Below are 18,338 nucleotides of genomic sequence, written 5' to 3' on the forward strand. Positions count from 1 at the left end.
TCAGCCTTTCCTGCGCCATTGCGGCGCGACCGCGAGCCGCTCGCCGCTGTCGAACGCATAGGCTTGCGATGCGCTGAAATACAGCGTGATCGCCGCGCCGAGTTCGAAGCGGTGCACGCCGGTCAGTTGCGCAACCAGTTCGCCCACCAGCGTCTCGACGTGGACGAAGGTGTCGGATCCGGAAATCTCGGCCAGTTCGACCTTGCCGGGCAAAGCCAAGTCGCCCTCGCCCGCGCCGACGTTGAGCGCGCTGGCGCGCAGGCCGACCGTGACCGTGCCGTCGACCCCGGCCGGAAGGTTCAGCGGCAGCAGCGGGCCGCCCTCCAGCTGCACGCCGCCGGCGACCACGCGCCCGGCCATCAGGTTCATCGGCGGATCGCTGAAGGCGCGCGCCACCCGCAGCGATTGCGGCGCGTGGAACACCTCGGCGGTCGGCCCGTACTGCAGCAGTTCGCCGGCATCCATCACGGCCGTGTAGCCGCCCAGCAGCAGCGCCTCGCCGGGCTCGGTGGTGGCATAGACGACGGTCGAGTCGCCGCTCGCGAAAAGCTGGGTGAGCTCTTCGCGCAGGCCCTCGCGCAGCTTGTAGTCGAGGTTCACCAGCGGCTCGTCGAGCAGCATCAGCGGCGCGTTCTTGGCCAGCGCACGGGCCAGCGCCACCCGTTGCTGCTGCCCACCCGAGAGCTCGGCCGGGTAGCGGTCGAGGAACATGCCGATGTGCAGCCGGTCGGCCAGTTCGCGCACCCGCGCCTCGATGTTCTTCTCGCCCCGCAGGCGCAGCGGCGAGGCGATGTTGTCGGCCACCTTGAGCGACGGATAGTTGATGAACTGCTGGTAGACCATCGCCACGTTGCGTTCGCGCACGGGCACGCCGGTCACGTCCTTGCCGTCGACCCGCACCTGCCCGTCGGTCGGCGCGTCGAGCCCGGCCATCAGGCGCATCAGGCTGGTCTTGCCGGCCTGCGTGGCGCCCAGCAGCACCGTCACCGCGCCGCTTTTCGGCGCGATGCTCTGCGGGTAGAGCCAGGTCTGCGGACCCGACTTCTTGGTGACGCGATCGAGTGTCAGCTGCATGGGGCTCCTTCCTTCGAACGGGCATGCCGCTGCATCCAGGCGCTCACCTGGCCGCGCTGCTGCGGCGTGAATCGCAGGCCGAGCTTGGAGCGGCGCCACAGCACGTCGTCGCCGCTGCAAGCCCATTCCTGCGCGCGGAGATAGTCGAGCTCGCGCTCGTGCAGGCCGGGCGCCACCGCCGGCCCCAGGTCGGCCATCGAGGCGGCGTCGCCGAGCACTTCGGAGATTCGCGCGCCGTAGGCCCGCGCCAGGCGGCGCGCCAGCGCGAGTTCCAGCCACGGATGCCGCGCCTGCACCGCCGCCACGAAGCGCGCGAAGTCGTCGTCGGGCCGCGTACTGCGCGTGGTGGCGCCGATCCAGCCCGACAGGTCGCCGCCGGCCATGAAGGCGCCATCGGTCCAGGCGGCGCGGGTCTCGCCCAGCATCCGCCCCACTTCGTCGGCCGCGTCCTCGGCCAGCTTGCGGAAGGTGGTGATCTTGCCGCCCCACACCGACAGCAGTGGCGCCGCCGCGGTGTTGGATTCGAGCAGGTAGTCGCGCGTCACGGCCGACGGATCGCCCGATGCATCGTCGAGCAGCGGCCGCACGCCGGAGTAGGTCCAGACCACGTCCGAGGGCTTCACAGGCTGGGCGAAATAGCGGCTGGCCTGGGCGCAGAGGTAGTCGATCTCGTCCTCGGCGATGTGCGCCGAACCCGGGTCGTCGCCTTGCAGTTCGATGTCGGTGGTGCCGATCAGCGTGAAGTCGTCCTGGTAGGGGATCGCGAAGATGATCCGCTTGTCGGGGTTCTGGAAGATGTAGGCGTGGTCGTGCACGAAGAGCCGCGGCACCACGATGTGGCTGCCCTTGACCAGCCGCAGGTGCCGGGTCGCCAGCGCCTCGCCGTGCACCGGGTGCGCCACGCCGCGCAGGAAGGCCTCGGCCCATGGCCCGGCGGCGTTCACCACCGCCCGGGCGCGCACCATGCGCCGGCCCTCGGGGCCTTCGAGCACGGCAGTCCAGCCGTCGACGCTGCGCTGCGCATGCACGCAGCGGGTGCGCGTCAGCACCTCGGCACCGCGGGCGCGGGCTTCGATCGCGTTCAGCACCACCAGGCGCGCATCGTCGACCCAGCCGTCCGAATAGACGAAGCCGCGCTTGAACTCGGGCTTGAGCGGCGCGCCGGCCTCGTGCCGGCGCAGGTCGATCGTGCGCGAGCCCGGCAGCACCTCGCGCTTGGCCAGGTGGTCGTACAGGAACAGGCCGATGCGGATCATCCAGGCCGGCCGCATCGACGGGTCGTGCGGCATCACGAAGCGCAGCGGCCACATGATGTGCGGCGCACTCTTGAGCAGCACCTCGCGCTCCTGCAGCGCCTTGCGCACCAGCGAGAACTCGTAGTACTCGAGGTAGCGCAGGCCGCCGTGGATCAGCTTGGTCGACGACGACGAGGTGTGCGCAGCCAGGTCGTCCTTCTCGCACAGCAGCACGCGCCAGCCACGGCCCGCGAGATCGCGCGCGATGCCGCAGCCGTTGATGCCGCCGCCGACGATGAGAACATCGCAGTCGGCGGCGAAGGCGTTCGGTGTCGAGGCGGTGGCGCTCAAGGTCAGGGCTTCAGATGCGATGTGATTGACTTCACGAACAATTGCTCGTTCGCTTTCGAATCGTTTCATTTTGGTTCCTTATGGCGCGATTTTCCTAGTCGTTAACCCTGAAGTCCATTCGTTTTAGTTCGCTCTAAAGTAGGGTTCGCTGCTTTTCCCATTCCCCGTGAATTCCAACCCTCGCCAGCTCAAGCTGCTCAACACCGTCCGCTCGCGCGGCTCGGTCACCGTCGAGCAGTTGGCCGAGATGCTCGGCGTGACGCTCCAGACCGTGCGCCGCGACGTCCAGCGGCTGGCCGACGAGGGCCTGCTGACGCGCTTCCACGGCGGCGTGCGGGTGCCGAGCTCGACCACCGAGAACATCGGCTACCGGCAGCGCGAGAACCTGCATGCCGAAGGCAAGGCGCGGATCGCGCGGGCGGTGGCGGCGCGGGTGCCCAACGACTGCTCGCTGATCCTCAACATCGGCACCACCACCGAAGCGATCGCCAAGGCGCTGCTGCGCCACACCGGGCTGCGCGTGATCACCAACAACCTCAATGTGGCCAGCATCCTGAGCGACAACCCGTCTTGCGAGGTGATCGTGGCGGGCGGCTCGGTGCGGCTGCGCGACCGCGCCATCGTGGGCGAGGCGACGGTCGACTTCATCCGCCAGTTCAAGGTCGACATCGCGCTGATCGGCGTCTCGAGCATCGAGGACGACGGCACCTTGCGCGACTTCGACCTGCGCGAGGTGAAGGTGGCGCAAACCATCATCGCGCAGGCGCGCGAGGTCTGGCTGGCGGCCGACGCCAGCAAGTTCAACCGGCCGGCGATGATCGAGCTGGCGAAGCTGTCGCAGATCGACTGCCTGTTCACCGACGCCGAGCCGCCTCCCCCCTTCCCCGAGCTTCTGGCGCAGGCGCAAGTGCGCTGCGAGATCGCTCGCGAGACCTGAAAGAGCCCTGCCATGACCTACCTGCTCGCCCTCGACCAGGGCACGTCGAGCTCACGCAGCATCGTCTTCGACGGCGACGGCCGCGTCGTCGCCATCGCCCAACGGGAGCTGACGCAGATCTACCCGCGGCCCGGCTGGGTCGAGCACGATCCGATGGAGATCTGGACGAGCCAGCTGGCCACCGCCCGCGAGGTGCTGGCGAAGTCAGGCATGGCCGCCGCGGACATCCACGCGGTCGGCATCACGAACCAGCGCGAGACCACCCTGCTGTGGAACCGCAAGACCGGCCAGCCGGTGCATCACGCGATCGTCTGGCAGGACCGCCGCGCCGAGCCGCTGTGCGCGCGGCTGCGCGAGGATGGCATGGCCGACGCGATCCGCGAGAAGACCGGACTCGTGATCGACGCCTACTTCTCGGCCACCAAGCTGCGCTGGCTGCTGGACAACGTGCCCGGCGCGCGGGCTGCGGCCGAGCGCGGCGAGCTGGCCTTCGGCACGGTCGACAGCTGGCTGATCTGGCAGCTGACCGGTGGCAAGGTGCACGCGACCGACGTCAGCAACGCCTCGCGCACGATGCTGTTCAACGTGCACCGCAACGCCTGGGATGCCGAGTTGCTGAAGGCGCTCGACATCCCGGCCTCGCTGATGCCCGCGGTCAGGCCCTCGAGCGCGCATTTCGCCGACATCGATGCGGCCCTGCTCGGGCGCAGCCTGCCGATCGGCGGCGTCGCGGGCGACCAGCAGAGCGCCCTGTTCGGCCAGGCCTGCTTCGAGGCCGGCATGGCGAAGAACACCTACGGCACCGGCTGCTTCCTGCTGATGCACACGGGCGGGGCCTTCCAACCCTCGCACAACGGCCTGCTGGTGACCAGCGCGGCGCAGACCAGCGCCACGCCGCAGTTCGCGATGGAAGGCAGCGTCTTCGTCGGCGGCGCGGTGGTGCAGTGGCTGCGCGACGGCCTCAAGGCGATCCAGGGCAGCGCCGAAGTGCAGGCGCTGGCCGAGAGCGTGCCCGATGCCGGCGGCGTGATGATGGTGCCGGCCTTCACCGGGCTCGGCGCGCCCTACTGGGACGCCGATGCGCGCGGCATCATCACCGGGCTGACGCGCGGCACCACGGTCGCCCACATCGCGCGCGCGGCGCTGGAGAGCATCGCCTACCAGAGCGCGGCGCTGCTGCAGGCCATGAGCCGCGACGCGGTGGCCGCGGGCGGGGCCCCGGTGGCCGAGTTGCGGGTGGACGGGGGGGCCTGCGTCAACGACCTGCTGATGCAGTTCCAGGCGGACCTGCTAGGCATTCCGGTGGTGCGGCCGGAAGTCACGGAGACCACGGCGCTGGGGGCTGCCTACCTGGCGGGGCTGTCGACCGGGGTCTACAGCGACGTGGGGCAGTTGTCGAAACTGTGGCGGATCGAGAGGCGGTTCATGCCGACGATCGGGCGACCACAGGCCGAGGAATCGATGGCCCGCTGGGAGCGCGCGGTGCGTCAGGCCACTGCGGCCTGACAGGGCCGCGCATCAACGGCCTCAGTGCCCAGGCACCAAAAAGTCCTGGCTGATCCGCCACCCCAGTTCGTTCACCCGATCGAGGAACTGCGTCAGGTAGGCATGCAGCCCGGTCGCGAGGATCTCGTCGACCCGTGCGTACTGCAGGTCGGCCAAGAGCTTGCCGGCGCGGCGTTGCGTTTCGGCGCTCTGCTCGTTCTTGACCATGTCGAGGTTGTCGACCACCTCGCGCAGGCTCGCGTGCAGCGAACGCGGCATGTCGGCGCGCAGGATCAGCAGTTCGGCCACGCGCTCGGGCTTGATGACGTCGCGGTACACCTTGCGGTAGACCTCGAAGGCCGAGACGCTGCGCAGGATCGCGCTCCAGTGATAGAAGTCGTACTCCTGGTCCTCTTCGGTGGCGGTGCCGAAGAATTCGCTGTTGAGCGCATGGAACTTGACGTCGACCAGGCGTGCCGTGTTGTCGGCGCGCTCGAGGAAGGTGCCCAGGCGCGAGAAATAGAAGGCCTCGTCCTGCAGCATCGTTCCGAGCGTCACGCCGCGCGACAGGTGCGAGCGGAACTTGACCCATTCGAAGAACTGCCCCGGGTCGCGCTCGAAATCGCCCGCGCGCAGCATCCGGTTCACTTCGAGCCAGGTGGTGTTCTGGGTCTCCCAGGCTTCGGTGGGCAATGAGCCGCGCACCGCCCGCGCATTCTCGCGCGCGGCCCGCAGGCAGGACAGGATCGACGACGGATTCGACTCGTCCTTGACCATGAACTCCATCACCTCGTCGGGCTTGAAGCCTTCGTGCTTCTCGTTGTAGAGCGGCAGCAGCTCGCTGATCGACAGCAGGCCCTGCCAGCCGTATTGGGCCACCTCGGCCGACTGCGGCAGCATCGAGGTCTGGTAGTTGACGTCGAGCATGCGCGCGGTGTTCTCGGCCCGCTCGGTGTAGCGCGACATCCAGTAGAGGTGATCGGCGGTGCGTGACAACATCATGGGTGTGTGCTTCCGTGTGCTCTCTGATCAGGACTGGTTTTGCGACTGCGAAGGCGCCGGGGCGCGCGGCTTGGCGCTGCGATCGGCCTCGAGGATCCAGGTGTCCTTGGTGCCGCCGCCCTGCGACGAATTGACCACCAGCGAGCCTTCCTTGAGCGCCACGCGCGTGAGGCCGCCGGGCACCATCTGCACTTCCTTGCCCGACAGCACGAAGGGCCGCAGGTCGATGTGGCGCGGCGCGATGCCGGCATCGACGAAGGTCGGCGAGGTCGACAGGCTCAGGGTCGGCTGCGCGATGTAGCCGTCGGGCTTGGCCAGCACGGCCTTCTTGAAGTCTTCGATCTCGGCCTGGGTCGCGGCCGGGCCGATCAGCATGCCGTAGCCGCCGGCGCCGTGCACTTCCTTGACCACCAGGTCCTTCATGTTGTCCAGCGTGTAGGCCAGCTCGTCCTTGTTGCGGCACATGTAGGTCGGCACGTTCTTCAGGATCGGCTTTTCGCCGAGGTAGAACTCGATCATCTTCGGCACGTAGGGGTAGATCGACTTGTCGTCCGCCACGCCGGTGCCGACCGCGTTGCAGATCACGACGTTGCCTTCGCGGTAGGCCCGCATCAGGCCGGCGGTGCCGAGGGTCGAGGTCGGGCGGAACACCTCGGGGTCGAGGAAGTCGTCGTCGACCCGGCGGTAGATCACGTCGACCCGGCGCGGGCCGCGCGTGGTGCGCATGTAGACGAAGTCGTCCTTGACGAACAGGTCCTGCCCCTCGACCAGCTCGACGCCCATCTGCTGGGCCAGGAAGGCGTGCTCGAAATAGGCGCTGTTGTACATGCCGGGCGTCAGCACCACCACGGTGGGCTCGGCGGTGGCGGGCGGGGCCGAGGCGCGCAGGGTTTCGAGCAGCAGGTCGGGATAGTGCGCGACCGGCGCAATCCGGTTCTGGCTGAACAGCTCGGGGAACAGCCGCATCATCATCTTGCGGTTCTCGAGCATGTAGCTGACGCCGCTGGGGACGCGCAGGTTGTCCTCGAGCACGTAGTACTCGCCGTTGCCCTGGGCATCGGGGGCGCGCACGATGTCGATGCCCGAAATATGCGAGTAGATGTCGTTGGGCACCTTGACGCCCACCATCTCGGGGCGGTACTGGGCGTTGTTCAGGATCTGCTCGGCCGGGATGACGCCGGCCTTGACGATCTCCTGGCCGTGGTAGACGTCGTGGATGAAGCGGTTGAGCGCCGTGACGCGCTGCACCAGGCCTTTTTCCATCGATGCCCACTCGTGGGCCGGGATGATCCGCGGCAGCAGGTCGAAGGGGATCAGGCGCTCGGTGCCCGAGCCATCCTCGTCCTTCGCGCCATAGACCGCGAAGGTGATGCCGACCCGGCGAAAGATCAGCTCGGCCTCCTCCCGCCGCGACCGCATCACCTCGGCGGGCTGCCGGGCGAGCCATTGGTCGTAACGTTTGTAGTGGCTTCGCACTGCCGCGCCGTGGTAGGGCAGCTGCTCGTACATCTCATCGAATTTGTGCATGGGACGACCAATCTCCTTGACCATAGCTTAGCAAGTTCAAGGCCAAACCCCTCCGGAAGATGGCGGATATCGCGCCTGCCCGACTTCATGGCGGCACGTGATGCCAGTAGCGCCGCCCTCGCGAACGCTCGCAGCCCAGTTCCGACGGCGTGCTGCTCGACCATGTCGCCGCCCCGCAGCGGGACGACTCGGCCAACGCAATCCCGCGCTCCCGATAGCGCGCCACCACCTCCTCGGCCGGATGCCCGAAGCGGTTGCGGTAGCCGGCCTGGACCAGCGCGAAGCGCGGCTGCACCGCGTCGAGCAGCAGCGCGCTCGAGGAGGTCTTGCTGCCATGGTGCGGGACCAGCAGCAGGTCGGCGCGCAGGTCCGGCGTGCGGGCCACCAGCGCGGCTTCCTGCAGGCGCTCGATGTCGCCCGCCAGCAAGACGGTGGCGCGGCCGTTGCCGATGCGCAGCACGCAGGAGATGGCATTGGGCTTCGCCGGCACGAAGGATGCATAGTCGTCGCCCTGCGGGTGCAGCAGCTCGAAGTCGACGCCGTCCCAGCGCCAGCGCTGGCCGGCCTCGCAGCGCCGCGCCGGACGCACGGCCTGCAAGGGATGCCCGTCCTCGATCGAACTCAGCAGGCTCGCCTGCGGCTGCGTGGCGAGCACCGCGGCGGCGCCGCCGGTGTGGTCGCTGTCGCGGTGGCTCAGGACCACGAGATCCAGCCGCTCGCCGAACGCCCGCAGCAGCGGCACCAGCACGCGCTGGCCGGCGTCGCTTTCCGGGCTGTAGCGCGGCCCGGCGTCATAGAGCAGGCTGTGCGAGGCGGTGCGCACCAGCACCGCATTGCCCTGTCCGATATCGGCCGCCAGCAACTCGAATTCCCCCGCCGCCGGCCTTGGCGCCTGCCACAGCAGCGCCGGCAGCAGCAGGGGCAGTCCCAGCACGCGCACCGACCCTGGCAGCCGCATCGCCAGCAGGGCACCGCCGGCCACGCCCGCCACGGCGGTCCAGAGCGGCGGCGCGGGCATCGAGAAGCTCGCAAAGGGCAGCGCCGCGAGCCATCCCAGCACCGCGAGCAAGGCCTGCACCGACTCGGCGGCCAGGTGCCAGAGCGGCGGCACGATGACGCCCAGCATCGCCAGCGGCGTCACCACCAGCGTGACCCAGGGAATCGCGATCGCATTGGCCAGCAGACCGACGGCCGAGACCTGCTGGAACAGCAGCAGCGTGAGCGGCGTCAGCGCCAGCGTCACCACCCATTGCTCGCGCAGCATGCGCAGCAGGCGCGCGCCGATGCCGGCGGGCGCGCCGCCCGGCGCCGCCCCCTCGGCGGCGAACAGCACGCCCACGGCGACGAAGCTGAGCCAGAAACCCGCCTGCATCAGCGCCCACGGATCGGCTGCGACCACCACCGTGCAGGCGAACAGCCAGACGAAGGGCCAGGGCCAGCGCCGGCCCGTGAGGCGCAGCAAGCCGATGGCGGCGAGCATCAGAACGGTTCGCTGCGAGGGCACCCCCCAGCCGCTGAACACCGCATAGGCGGTGGCGAGCAGCACGCCGCCGACCAGCGCGGCATGCTGCGCCGGCCAGCGCAGCATCAGGCGCGCGCTGCGGCGCCACAGGGCACCGGCCGCCAGCGTCGCGAGCCAGGCGAACATCGTGATGTGAAGCCCCGAGATCGACATCAGGTGGGCGACGCCGGTGGCACGGAAGACGTCCCAGTCGGCGCGCTCGATCGCGTTCTGGTCACCGGTGACCAGCGCCGCGATCACACCGGCCTGGCGCGGGTCGCCGACGCGCTCGAATACGGCATCGCGCACCGCCTCGCGCAAGCGCTCCACGGGGTGGCGCCAGCCCGATGCCATGCGCTCGGGCGACGGATCGCGAACCCCGTTGCGCACTTGGCCGCTGGCGTGCTCGCCCTGCTCCCACATGCGCAGCTCGTGATCGAAGCCATGTGGATTGAGGCTGCCGTGCGGCGCCCTGAGCCGCACGGCAAAGCGCCAGCGCTCACCCGCGTGGATCGGCCCGAGGCCGGCCCCTGCAAGGGCCGGCGCGCCGGCCTCGGCGCGAGCCCACGGACCGCCACCCGGCGCGAACCATGCCAGCGAGATCCGCGACGGCACGCGCGGCGGACCTTCACCCTTCGACGCGGCGTCGAACCAGCTCGCCGATTCCACCTCGAACGAAAAGCGCAGGCCGCCCGGGCCATGCTGGGGCATGCTCGCGACCCGCCCTTCCAGACGCAAGTCGCGGCCTTCGAGGGCTGGTGGCAGTGCGCCGGCAGCATACGCAGTGGCGCGCCATCCTGCCAGGCCGCCCCCGGCCATCGCACCGAGCCACAACGCCAGCAACAGCCGCAGCCAAGCCGCCGGCCCCTGCCGCCGCGAGCGGAGCGCGAGCCAGCCCACCCCTGCGCCGGCAAGCAGGCCGGCATAGAACGCAGCGGGCCACAGCTCGGCCTGCTGCAATTGCAGCGCCGCGCCCAGCAGCGAGCCCGCCATCGCGGCGAACGCGGCCAGGGCACGCCCTTCCAGCCCGGCCATCACGGACCGAATTTCCGACGCATCTGCAATTCACTCCCTTGCGCACTTCTTTGGCGCGCAAATTGCTTTCTGTGTCGGCTAGTATGCGTCTCACTCCGAGGCACCCTCGACGCACCGAGAAAAAATGTCCATCCACGCCGCCCTCCACCACGTCACCCACTACAAGTACGACCGTCCGGTGCAACTCGGTCCTCAGGTGGTCCGACTGCGCCCGGCACCGCATTGCCGCAGCAACGTCATCTCGTATTCGCTGCAGGTCGAGCCCGCCGAACATTTCGTCAACTGGCAGCAGGACCCGTTCGCGAACTACCAGGCGCGGCTGGTGTTTCCCGAGAAGACGCGCGAGTTCAAGGTCACGGTCGACCTCGTGGTCGAGATGGCGGTCTACAACCCTTTCGACTTCTTCCTCGAGCCGCAGGCGGAGAACTTCCCTTTCAAGTACACCGAGTCGCAGGCCCAGGAACTGGCGCCCTATCTGGTGGCCGACGAGGCCACGCCGCTGGTCAAGGCCTACCTCGAGAAGATCGACCGCAAGGAACAGCGCACCATCGACTTCCTGGTCGGCCTCAACCAGCAGGTGCAGGGCGACGTCAACTACCTGATCCGCATGGAGCCCGGCGTGCAGACGCCCGAGGAGACGCTCGCCAACGCCTCGGGCTCGTGCCGCGACTCGGGCTGGCTGCTGGTGCAGCTGCTGCGCCATTGCGGGCTGGCCGCGCGCTTCGTGTCGGGCTACCTGATCCAGCTGACGCCCGACGTCAAGGCGCTCGATGGCCCGAGCGGCACCGAGGTCGACTTCACCGACCTGCACGCCTGGTGCGAGGTCTACCTGCCGGGCGCCGGCTGGATCGGGCTCGACGCCACCTCCGGCCTGCTGGCCGGCGAAGGCCACATCCCGCTGGCCTGCACGCCGACGCCGTCGAGCGCCGCGCCGATCGAAGGCGTGGTCGACGACGCCGAGGTCGAGTTCGGCCACGAGATGAAGGTCACGCGCATCCACGAATCGCCGCGCGTGACCAAGCCCTACACCGAGGAGCAATGGGCCGAGGTCCTGGCGCTCGGCGACCTGGTCGACAAGCGCCTGAAGGCCGGCGACGTGCGCCTCACGATGGGCGGCGAGCCGACCTACGTCGCCACCAGCGACCGCGACGCGCCCGAATGGAACACCGATGCGCTGGGCCCGACCAAGCGCGGCTATGCCACCGAACTGGTGCACAAGCTGCGCGCCGAATACGGCCAGGGCGGCTTCCTGCACTTCGGCCAGGGCAAGTGGTATCCGGGCGAGCAGCTGCCGCGCTGGGCGCTGTCGATCTACTGGCGCGCCGACGGCCAGACGCTGTGGCACAACCCCGAGCTGTTCGCCGACGAGCGGCACCCCACCCACTACACCAGCGAGGACGCACGCCGCTTCAGCACCGTGCTGGCGCATCGCCTGGGCCTCACCGAGCGCTTCATCCAGCCCGGCTACGAGGACGTCTACTACTACCTCTGGCGCGAGCGCCGGCTGCCGGTCAATGTCGATCCCTTCGATTCCAAGCTCGACGACGAGATGGAACGCGTGCGCCTTCGACGGGTGTTCACGCAGAAGCTCGATGCGGTGATCGGCTACATGCTGCCGATCGAGGCCGGCAACGCCGACAGCGACGCGCCCGCCCTCGAAGGCCCGGGCTGGAAGACCGGCCCCTGGTTCCTGCGCGACGACCGCATGTACCTGATCCCCGGCGACTCGCCGATGGGCTACCGGCTGCCGCTCGACTCCCAGCCCTGGACGAGCAAGGGCGACTACCCCTACCTGGTCGAGCGCGACCCGACCGCGCCGCTCGGCAGCCTGCCGAGCGCGGCCGACTACCGTGCGCGCTACACCGGCCTGCCGACCGGTGCGAGCGCCGACCGCGGCGCCGTGCCCTACGCCTTCGGCGCACCCGAAGCCGCGCCGGCAGCACTGCGCATGCAGTCGCCGGGCGACGGCCCGGCCCGCGCGGGCGACGAGGCCATCGACCCGACCAAGCCGCGCCAGCCGCGGCGCGGCGAGTCGGCCCACTGGATCACCCGCAGCGCGCTCTGCGTCGAGGTGCGCGACCCGCGCCGCGCCAATGGGCCGGCGGCCGAGAAGCTCGGCAGCGCCTCGGGCGTGCTGTACGTCTTCATGCCGCCGCTGGCACGTCTGGAGGACTACCTCGACCTGGTCGCCGCGGTCGAAGCGACGGCCGAGCAGCTCGGCGTCAAGATCGTCATGGAAGGCTATCCGCCGCCGCGCGATCCGCGCCTCAAGCTGCTGCAGGTCACGCCCGACCCGGGCGTGATCGAAGTCAACATCCACCCGGCGCACAACTGGCGCGAACTCGTCGACCACACCGAGTTCCTCTACAACGCGGCCTTCGAAACCCGCCTGTCGGCCGAGAAGTTCATGACCGACGGCCGCCACACCGGCACCGGCGGCGGCAACCACTTCGTGCTGGGCGGCGCGGTGCCGACCGACAGCCCTTTCCTGCGCCGGCCCGAGCTGCTCGCCAGCCTGCTGCTCTACTGGCACAACCACCCGTCGCTGAGCTACCTGTTCTCGGGCATGTTCATCGGCCCGACCAGCCAGGCGCCGCGCGTCGACGAGGCGCGCAACGACCAGCTCTACGAGCTCGAGATCGCGCTCAAGGAGATCGCCCGCAACCGCGAGATCTATGGCCAGAACATGCCGGCCTGGCTGGTCGACCGCACCTTGCGCAACATCCTGGTCGACGTCACGGGCAACACGCACCGCAGCGAGTTCTGCATCGACAAGCTCTACTCGCCCGACTCCAGCACTGGCCGCCTGGGCCTGCTCGAGCTGCGCGCCTTCGAGATGCCGCCGCATGCGCGCATGAGCGTCGCGCAGCAACTGCTGCTGCGCGCATTCATCGCCCGCTTCTGGGACGAGCCGTACCAGGCGCCGGCCACGCGCTGGGGCACCGAGCTGCACGACCGCTTCCTGCTGCCGACCTTCGTCAAGATGGACTTCGACGACGTCATCAGCGAGATGCGCCAGGCCGGCTTCGCCTTCGACCCGAACTGGTTCGCGCCGCACTTCGAGTTCCGCTTTCCCCTGGTCGGCCAGGTGCAGGCCATGGGCGTCGAGCTGTCGCTGCGCAACGCGCTGGAACCCTGGCACGTGATGGGCGAGGAAGGCTCGGCCGGCGGCACCGTACGCTACGTCGACTCGTCGCTCGAACGCATCGAGGTGCGCGTCACCGGCCTCAACGAGAGCCGCTACGTCATCACCGTCAATGGCCGCGCGCTGCCGCTGCAGCCCACCGGCACGGTCGGCGAGTTCGTGGCCGGCGTGCGCTACAAGGCCTGGAACCCGCCCTCCTCGCTGCATCCGAGCATCGGCGCCCATGCGCCGCTGACCTTCGACATCGTCGACACCTGGATGAAGCGATCGCTGGGCGGCTGCCAGTACTTCGTCGCCCACCCGGGCGGGCGCAACTACGACACCTTCCCGGTCAACGCCTACGAGGCCGAGAGCCGGCGCCATTCGCGCTTCACGCGGATGGGCCACACGCCGGGCCTGATGAGCACGCCGCCGGCGACCATCGAGCTGGCGGGCAGCCGCGAGTTTCCATTCACGCTCGACCTGCGGCGATGAGCGCATGTCGAGGCGGCGCGACGTTTCGGACTTTTCTCACGCGCCCGCCCTCGGCATTCGTGACCACAGTGTGACAATCGGCGCACTGTGGACCCACTGAACGAATCCCTCTTCGACGCCCAGGCCCTCGAAGCGCCTGCCGCGCTGGCGGCCGCGCTCGCTCCCCCGGCCGCGGCCGGCCATTTCGACGAATTGCGCGGCGTCGCGACGCCCGAGGACGAAGCGCGACCGGCCGCCCCGTCGCAGCCGGCGCCGCTCTACGAGGCTTCCTCCGTGCCGCCCGCTGCGTCGCCGGCGGACGACGATGCCGGCCCCCACGATCAGGGGCCGCTGGTCCCGGCCTGGAGCGGCTTCTTCGAGAACCTCGGCCCCGGCGGCTTCGACGACCTGCCGCGGCGCGCGATCAACCTCGAGCGGCAGATCCGCGACAACGGTGTCACCTACAACGTTTACGCCGACGCCGACGGCCCGCAGCGGCCGTGGTCCCTCGACCTCTTTCCGCTGATCGTTTCCCCGGACAGCTGGGCCCAGATCGAGGCCGGCGTGCAGCAGCGCGTGCGGGTGCTCGACCAGGTGATGGCCGACGTCTACGGGCCTCAGCAGCTGCTGGCCGAAGGCCTGCTGCCGGCGGCGCTGGTGCAGGGCCATCCGGGCTACCTGCGGGCCATGCACGGCGTGCGCCCGCCCGGCGACACCTGGCTGCACATCGCCGCCTTCGACCTCGCGCGCGGGCCCGACGGCAAGTGGTGGGTGGTCTCGCAGCGCACCCAGGCACCCTCGGGCCTGGGCTACCTGCTCGAGAACCGGCTGGCCATCGCGCGCCAGTTCCCGCAGGCCTTCGAGAACCTGCAGGTGCAGCGCCTGGCCGCCACCTACAACGCGATGATGGAAGGCCTGCAGCACATGTGCCCGGCCGGCCAGCCGCCGCACATCGCCCTGCTGACGCCCGGCCCCTACAACGAGACCTACTTCGAGCACGCCTACCTGGCGCGCTACCTCGGCATCACGCTGGTCGAGGGCAGCGACCTCACGGTGCGCGACCAGCGCCTCTACCTCAAGACGCTGCAGGGCCTGCGGCCGGTGCACGGGCTGGTCAAGCGGCTCGACGACCAGTTCCTCGATCCGCTCGAACTGCGGCCCGACTCGACGCTCGGCGTGCCGGGGCTGCTGCAGGCGATCCGCGCCGGCAACGTGCTGGTGGCCAACATGCCCGGCTCGGCCTTCCTCGAATCGCCGGCGCTGCTGGGCTTCCTGCCGGCGCTGGCGCGCCGGCTGATCGGCGAGAAGCTGCAACTGCCGGCCTTGCCGACGTGGTGGTGCGGCGAACGCGCAGCGATGGAAGCCGTGCTGCCGCAACTGGGCGATTGCGCGATCAAGGCGACCTACCCCGACATCGACGCCCACACCGGCTTCGACGCCGTGCTCGGCCGCCACATGGGTCGCCGCCAGCTCGACGAATGGGCCGGCCGCATCGTGCGCCAGGGCGAGGCCCACACGGTGCAGAGCTACCTGCCGCTGTCGCAGATGCCGACCTGGACCCAGGACCTCGGCCGCGGCCACATCGCGCAGCGCTCGGTGCTGCTGCGCGTGTTCGCGGTCAGCGACGGCCCGCGCTCGTGGCGGGTGCTGCCGGGCGGGCTGGCGCGGCTGGCCGGGCGCGACGCCCAGATCGCCTCGATGCAGCGCGGCGGCAGCAGCGCCGACGTCTGGGTCCGCACCGAGGGCGAGGTCGACCGCACCACGCTGCTGCAGCCGCACGCGACGCCCGCCTCGCTGGCCCGGCATCGGGCGCCGGTCACCAGCCGGGCGGCCGAGAACATGTTCTGGCTCGGCCGCTACACCGAGCGGGCCGAGAACGCGGTGCGCCTCGCGCGCCTCACCATCGACCTGCTGGGCGGCGAGGACCATTCCTCGCGCACGCTGCTCGAGTGGCTGCACCGGCTGGCACTGCGCAACGCCCTGGTGCCGGCCGAAGTGCCGAGCCTGCCGAAGTCGCGGCGCGTGTTCGAGCGCGCGCTGATCGCCGAACTGGGCAACGTCGACACCGGCGGCAGCGTGGGCTGGAGCCTGCGCTGCATCCGCCAGTCGGCCGCCGCGGTGCGCGAGCGGCTGTCGCAGGACCACTGGAACCAGATCGTGCGCGCCGAGTCCGACTTCCTGCGCCGCAGCGCCGAGCAGGTCGGCGAGAAGGTCGAAGGCGGCTACGCCAGCGGCGCCGCGCTGCACCTGCTCGAATCCGCCAGCACCGCGCTGTCGGCGATCACCGGTGCCCAGACCGACCGCATGACGCGCGACGACGCCTGGCGGCTCCTGTCCATCGGCCGCCACATCGAGCGCCTGGCCTTTCTGTCGAGCGCGCTGGCGGCCGGATTCGAGAACGGTTCGGTGCACGAGGTCAGCGGCTTCGAGGCCATGGTGGCGCTGTTCGACAGCACCATCACCTTCCACGCGCGCTACCAACAGCGGCGCGACGTCGCCACGATGGTCGACCTGCTGGTGCAAGACGGCGACAACCCGCGCTCGCTGGCCTGGGTCACGCACACGCTGCGCAAGCGCATCGCCAAGCTGGCGGGCTGCGCGTCCGGCAAGCTCACCGCCCTGTCCTACGACCTGCCGGACCCCGACAGCTGGACGCTGGAAGGCCTGTGCGAGTCCGGGCCTGCCCAGCAGTACCCGGCTTTGGTCCGTGTGTTCGAGGCCTGCGAGACCGCGGCCTACCATGTGTCCGATGCGATCGGCACGCGCTATTTCACCTTGACGTCCGAATCGCTGCGCTCCGTCGGCGCGTGACTGTTGCTCGCCCCCCAGGTTGGCTCACTTCGTGTAGCCGCCCACCCCCGACCGGGGGCGCAGTCAGCGGCCCGGCGAAGCCGGTTCCGCGACTGCACCCGAAGGGGCGCGACGCGCAGCCCGGGAGCAGATGCGCGCCTGCCCCTGCCCCGGCAGTCTGGGGGCGAGTAAAGTCCCCCCATGCTTCTTCACGTCACCCACGCCACGCGCTACGACTACACGCCGCCGGTCGAGACGGCGCAGCACCTGGCGCACCTGAAGCCGATGAACACGGTGTCGCAGCGGCTCGTGAGCCATGCGTTGACGATCAGCCCGACGCCGGCGCTGCGCGAGGAGTCGGCCGACGTCTACGGCAACGCGCGCGCCTTCTTCGCGCTCGAGGCCACCCACGAGGAACTGGTCGTGACCGCCGAGAGCGTGGTCGAGACCGGGCAACCGGTACTGGCGCCGGCCATCGCGCGCCAACTGCCCTGGGAAGAGGTGCGCGAACGCTTCCGCTACGTCAAGGACGCGCGCTACGACCCCGCCTCCGATTTCGTCTTTCCCTCTCGCTACGTGCCGCGCCACGACGACTTCGCTGCCTACGCGCGGCCCAGCTTCGCCCCCGGCCGCCCGACCTTCGACGCCGCGATGGACCTCACGCTGCGCATGTACCGCGACTTCGAGTACGACGCCGGCAGCACCGAGATCAGCACGCCGGCGATCGAGGCCCTGGCCCAGCGCAAGGGCGTCTGCCAGGACTTCGCCCACATCATGATCGCCTGCCTGCGCACCATCGGCCTGCCGGCCCGTTACGTGAGCGGCTACCTGCTGACCCAGCCGCCGCCGGGCAAGCCGCGCCTGGTCGGCGCCGATGCCTCGCACGCCTGGGTGTCGGTCTACCTGCCCGGCACCGACGGCCCGGGCGACTGGGCCGACTTCGACCCGACCAACGGCCGCCAGCCGGGCGAGGACTACGTGACCCTGGCCATCGGCCGCGACTACTCCGACGTCTCGCCGATGCGCGGCGTGCTGCACGGCGGCGCCCGACACACGCTGGGCGTCAGCGTCACGGTGCGGCCGCTCGAGGAACTGAAGGAAGCAGCGGCGGCCGTCGCGCAATCGCAATCGCAATCCCAAACCCAGTCCCAATCCCAATCCCAATCCCAGAACAAGGAGTCCTCATGAGCGTCTACGACAAGCTGTCCAGCCTGGGCATCACCCTGCCCCCGGTGGCCACCCCGGCCGCGGCCTACGTGCCCTTCGTGCGCACCGGCAACCTGGTGTTCCTCTCCGGCCACATCGCCCGCAAGGACGGCAAGCCCTGGGTCGGCCAGCTCGGCGCCGCGCTCGGCACCGACGAAGGCAAGCAGGCCGCGCGCGCGATCGCGATCGACCTGCTCGGCACCCTGCACGCCGCGGTCGGCGACCTGAACAAGATAAAGCGCATCGTCAAGCTGATGAGCCTGGTCAACTCCACGCCCACCTTCACCGAACAGCACCTGGTGACCAACGGCGCCAGCGAGCTGATGGCCGAGGTCTTCGGCAGCGAGAAAGGCGCCCATGCGCGCAGCGCGTTCGGCGTCGCGCAGAACCCCTTCGGGGCCTGCGTCGAGATCGAGCTGATCGCCGAAGTGGAATGAATTGTTGGCCCCCACGCTCCCCCACTGCGTGTGGGTCGCTGCCCCCCGAGGGGGCCGCAGGCCGCCTTGGGGCGGCCCGGCGCCGGCCTGACTGACCCCCACGCTCCCCCACTGCGTGTGGGTCGCTGCCCCCCGAGGGGGCCGCAGGCCGCCTTGGGGC

11 protein-coding genes are annotated in these 18,338 nt (G+C 69.9%); 6 read left to right on the top strand and 5 right to left on the bottom strand.

Annotation, left to right across the window (positions count from 1 at the left end):
* Positions 1–1,074, bottom strand: a complete 1,074-nt coding sequence (locus AC1DYD_RS36375; protein WP_478177595.1) for an ABC transporter ATP-binding protein — start codon at positions 1,072–1,074, stop codon at positions 1–3.
* Entirely contained in the window at positions 1,065–2,729 is a 1,665-nt protein-coding gene (glpD, locus tag AC1DYD_RS36380) for a glycerol-3-phosphate dehydrogenase (protein ID WP_478177596.1), read from the bottom strand. Before glpD ends, AC1DYD_RS36375 begins: the two co-directional genes overlap by 10 nt.
* Before the next feature lie 97 nt (positions 2,730–2,826).
* On the opposite strand from glpD, the gene AC1DYD_RS36385 reads away from it, so the two are divergent.
* Together AC1DYD_RS36385 and glpK are read left to right on the top strand one after the other, a co-directional pair.
* Positions 2,827–3,597, top strand: a complete 771-nt coding sequence (locus AC1DYD_RS36385; protein ID WP_478177597.1) for a DeoR/GlpR family DNA-binding transcription regulator — start codon at positions 2,827–2,829, stop codon at positions 3,595–3,597.
* A gap of 12 nt (positions 3,598–3,609) precedes the next feature.
* Entirely contained in the window at positions 3,610–5,103 is a 1,494-nt protein-coding gene (gene glpK / locus AC1DYD_RS36390) for a glycerol kinase GlpK (RefSeq protein WP_478177598.1), read from the top strand.
* Positions 5,104–5,124: 21 nt separating this feature from the next.
* Here glpK and AC1DYD_RS36395 read toward each other — a convergent pair whose 3' ends face one another.
* From AC1DYD_RS36395 to AC1DYD_RS36405, 3 genes are all read right to left on the bottom strand, one after another.
* On the bottom strand, positions 5,125–6,081 hold the full coding sequence (locus AC1DYD_RS36395; protein WP_478177604.1) for an alpha-E domain-containing protein: 957 nt from the start codon (positions 6,079–6,081) through the stop codon (positions 5,125–5,127).
* 30 nt (positions 6,082–6,111) lie between these two features.
* Entirely contained in the window at positions 6,112–7,611 is a 1,500-nt protein-coding gene (locus tag AC1DYD_RS36400; RefSeq protein WP_478177599.1) for a circularly permuted type 2 ATP-grasp protein, read from the bottom strand.
* An 85-nt stretch (positions 7,612–7,696) separates the two neighbouring features.
* Complete coding sequence (locus AC1DYD_RS36405) at positions 7,697–10,147, bottom strand: DNA internalization-related competence protein ComEC/Rec2 (RefSeq protein ID WP_478177605.1); 2,451 nt, start codon at positions 10,145–10,147, stop codon at positions 7,697–7,699.
* Positions 10,148–10,271: 124 nt separating this feature from the next.
* On the opposite strand from AC1DYD_RS36405, the gene AC1DYD_RS36410 reads away from it, so the two are divergent.
* The 4 genes from AC1DYD_RS36410 to AC1DYD_RS36425 all read left to right on the top strand — a co-directional run bounded on the left by AC1DYD_RS36410 (position 10,272) and on the right by AC1DYD_RS36425 (position 18,178).
* Complete coding sequence (locus AC1DYD_RS36410) at positions 10,272–13,766, top strand: transglutaminase family protein (RefSeq protein WP_478177600.1); 3,495 nt, start codon at positions 10,272–10,274, stop codon at positions 13,764–13,766.
* Positions 13,767–13,853: 87 nt separating this feature from the next.
* Positions 13,854–16,556, top strand: a complete 2,703-nt coding sequence (locus AC1DYD_RS36415) for a circularly permuted type 2 ATP-grasp protein (protein ID WP_478177601.1) — start codon at positions 13,854–13,856, stop codon at positions 16,554–16,556.
* A 180-nt stretch (positions 16,557–16,736) separates the two neighbouring features.
* A complete protein-coding gene (locus AC1DYD_RS36420; RefSeq protein WP_478177602.1) occupies positions 16,737–17,723 on the top strand; it encodes a transglutaminase family protein in 987 nt (328 codons plus the stop codon).
* Positions 17,720–18,178: a RidA family protein gene (locus tag AC1DYD_RS36425; RefSeq protein ID WP_478177603.1), complete on the top strand. Its 459-nt coding sequence runs from the start codon at positions 17,720–17,722 to the stop codon at positions 18,176–18,178. Before AC1DYD_RS36420 ends, AC1DYD_RS36425 begins: the two co-directional genes overlap by 4 nt.
* The last annotated feature ends 160 nt before the right edge of the window (positions 18,179–18,338 follow it).

This window comes from Variovorax sp. P4_B11 (genome assembly GCF_056402355.1).

Bases quoted from the DNA above. Each gene is read 5' to 3' on its own strand.
- AC1DYD_RS36375 (WP_478177595.1), bottom strand. From the start codon at position 1,074: ATGCAGCTGACACTCGATCGCGTCACCAAGAAGTCGGGTCCGCAGACC.
- glpD (WP_478177596.1), bottom strand. From the start codon at position 2,729: ATGAAACGATTCGAAAGCGAACGAGCAATTGTTCGTGAAGTCAATCAC.
- glpK (WP_478177598.1), top strand. From the start codon at position 3,610: ATGACCTACCTGCTCGCCCTCGACCAGGGCACGTCGAGCTCACGCAGC.
- AC1DYD_RS36395 (WP_478177604.1), bottom strand. From the start codon at position 6,081: ATGTTGTCACGCACCGCCGATCACCTCTACTGGATGTCGCGCTACACC.
- AC1DYD_RS36400 (WP_478177599.1), bottom strand. From the start codon at position 7,611: ATGCACAAATTCGATGAGATGTACGAGCAGCTGCCCTACCACGGCGCG.
- AC1DYD_RS36405 (WP_478177605.1), bottom strand. From the start codon at position 10,147: ATGGCCGGGCTGGAAGGGCGTGCCCTGGCCGCGTTCGCCGCGATGGCG.
- AC1DYD_RS36410 (WP_478177600.1), top strand. From the start codon at position 10,272: ATGTCCATCCACGCCGCCCTCCACCACGTCACCCACTACAAGTACGAC.
- AC1DYD_RS36420 (WP_478177602.1), top strand. From the start codon at position 16,737: ATGCTTCTTCACGTCACCCACGCCACGCGCTACGACTACACGCCGCCG.
- AC1DYD_RS36425 (WP_478177603.1), top strand. From the start codon at position 17,720: ATGAGCGTCTACGACAAGCTGTCCAGCCTGGGCATCACCCTGCCCCCG.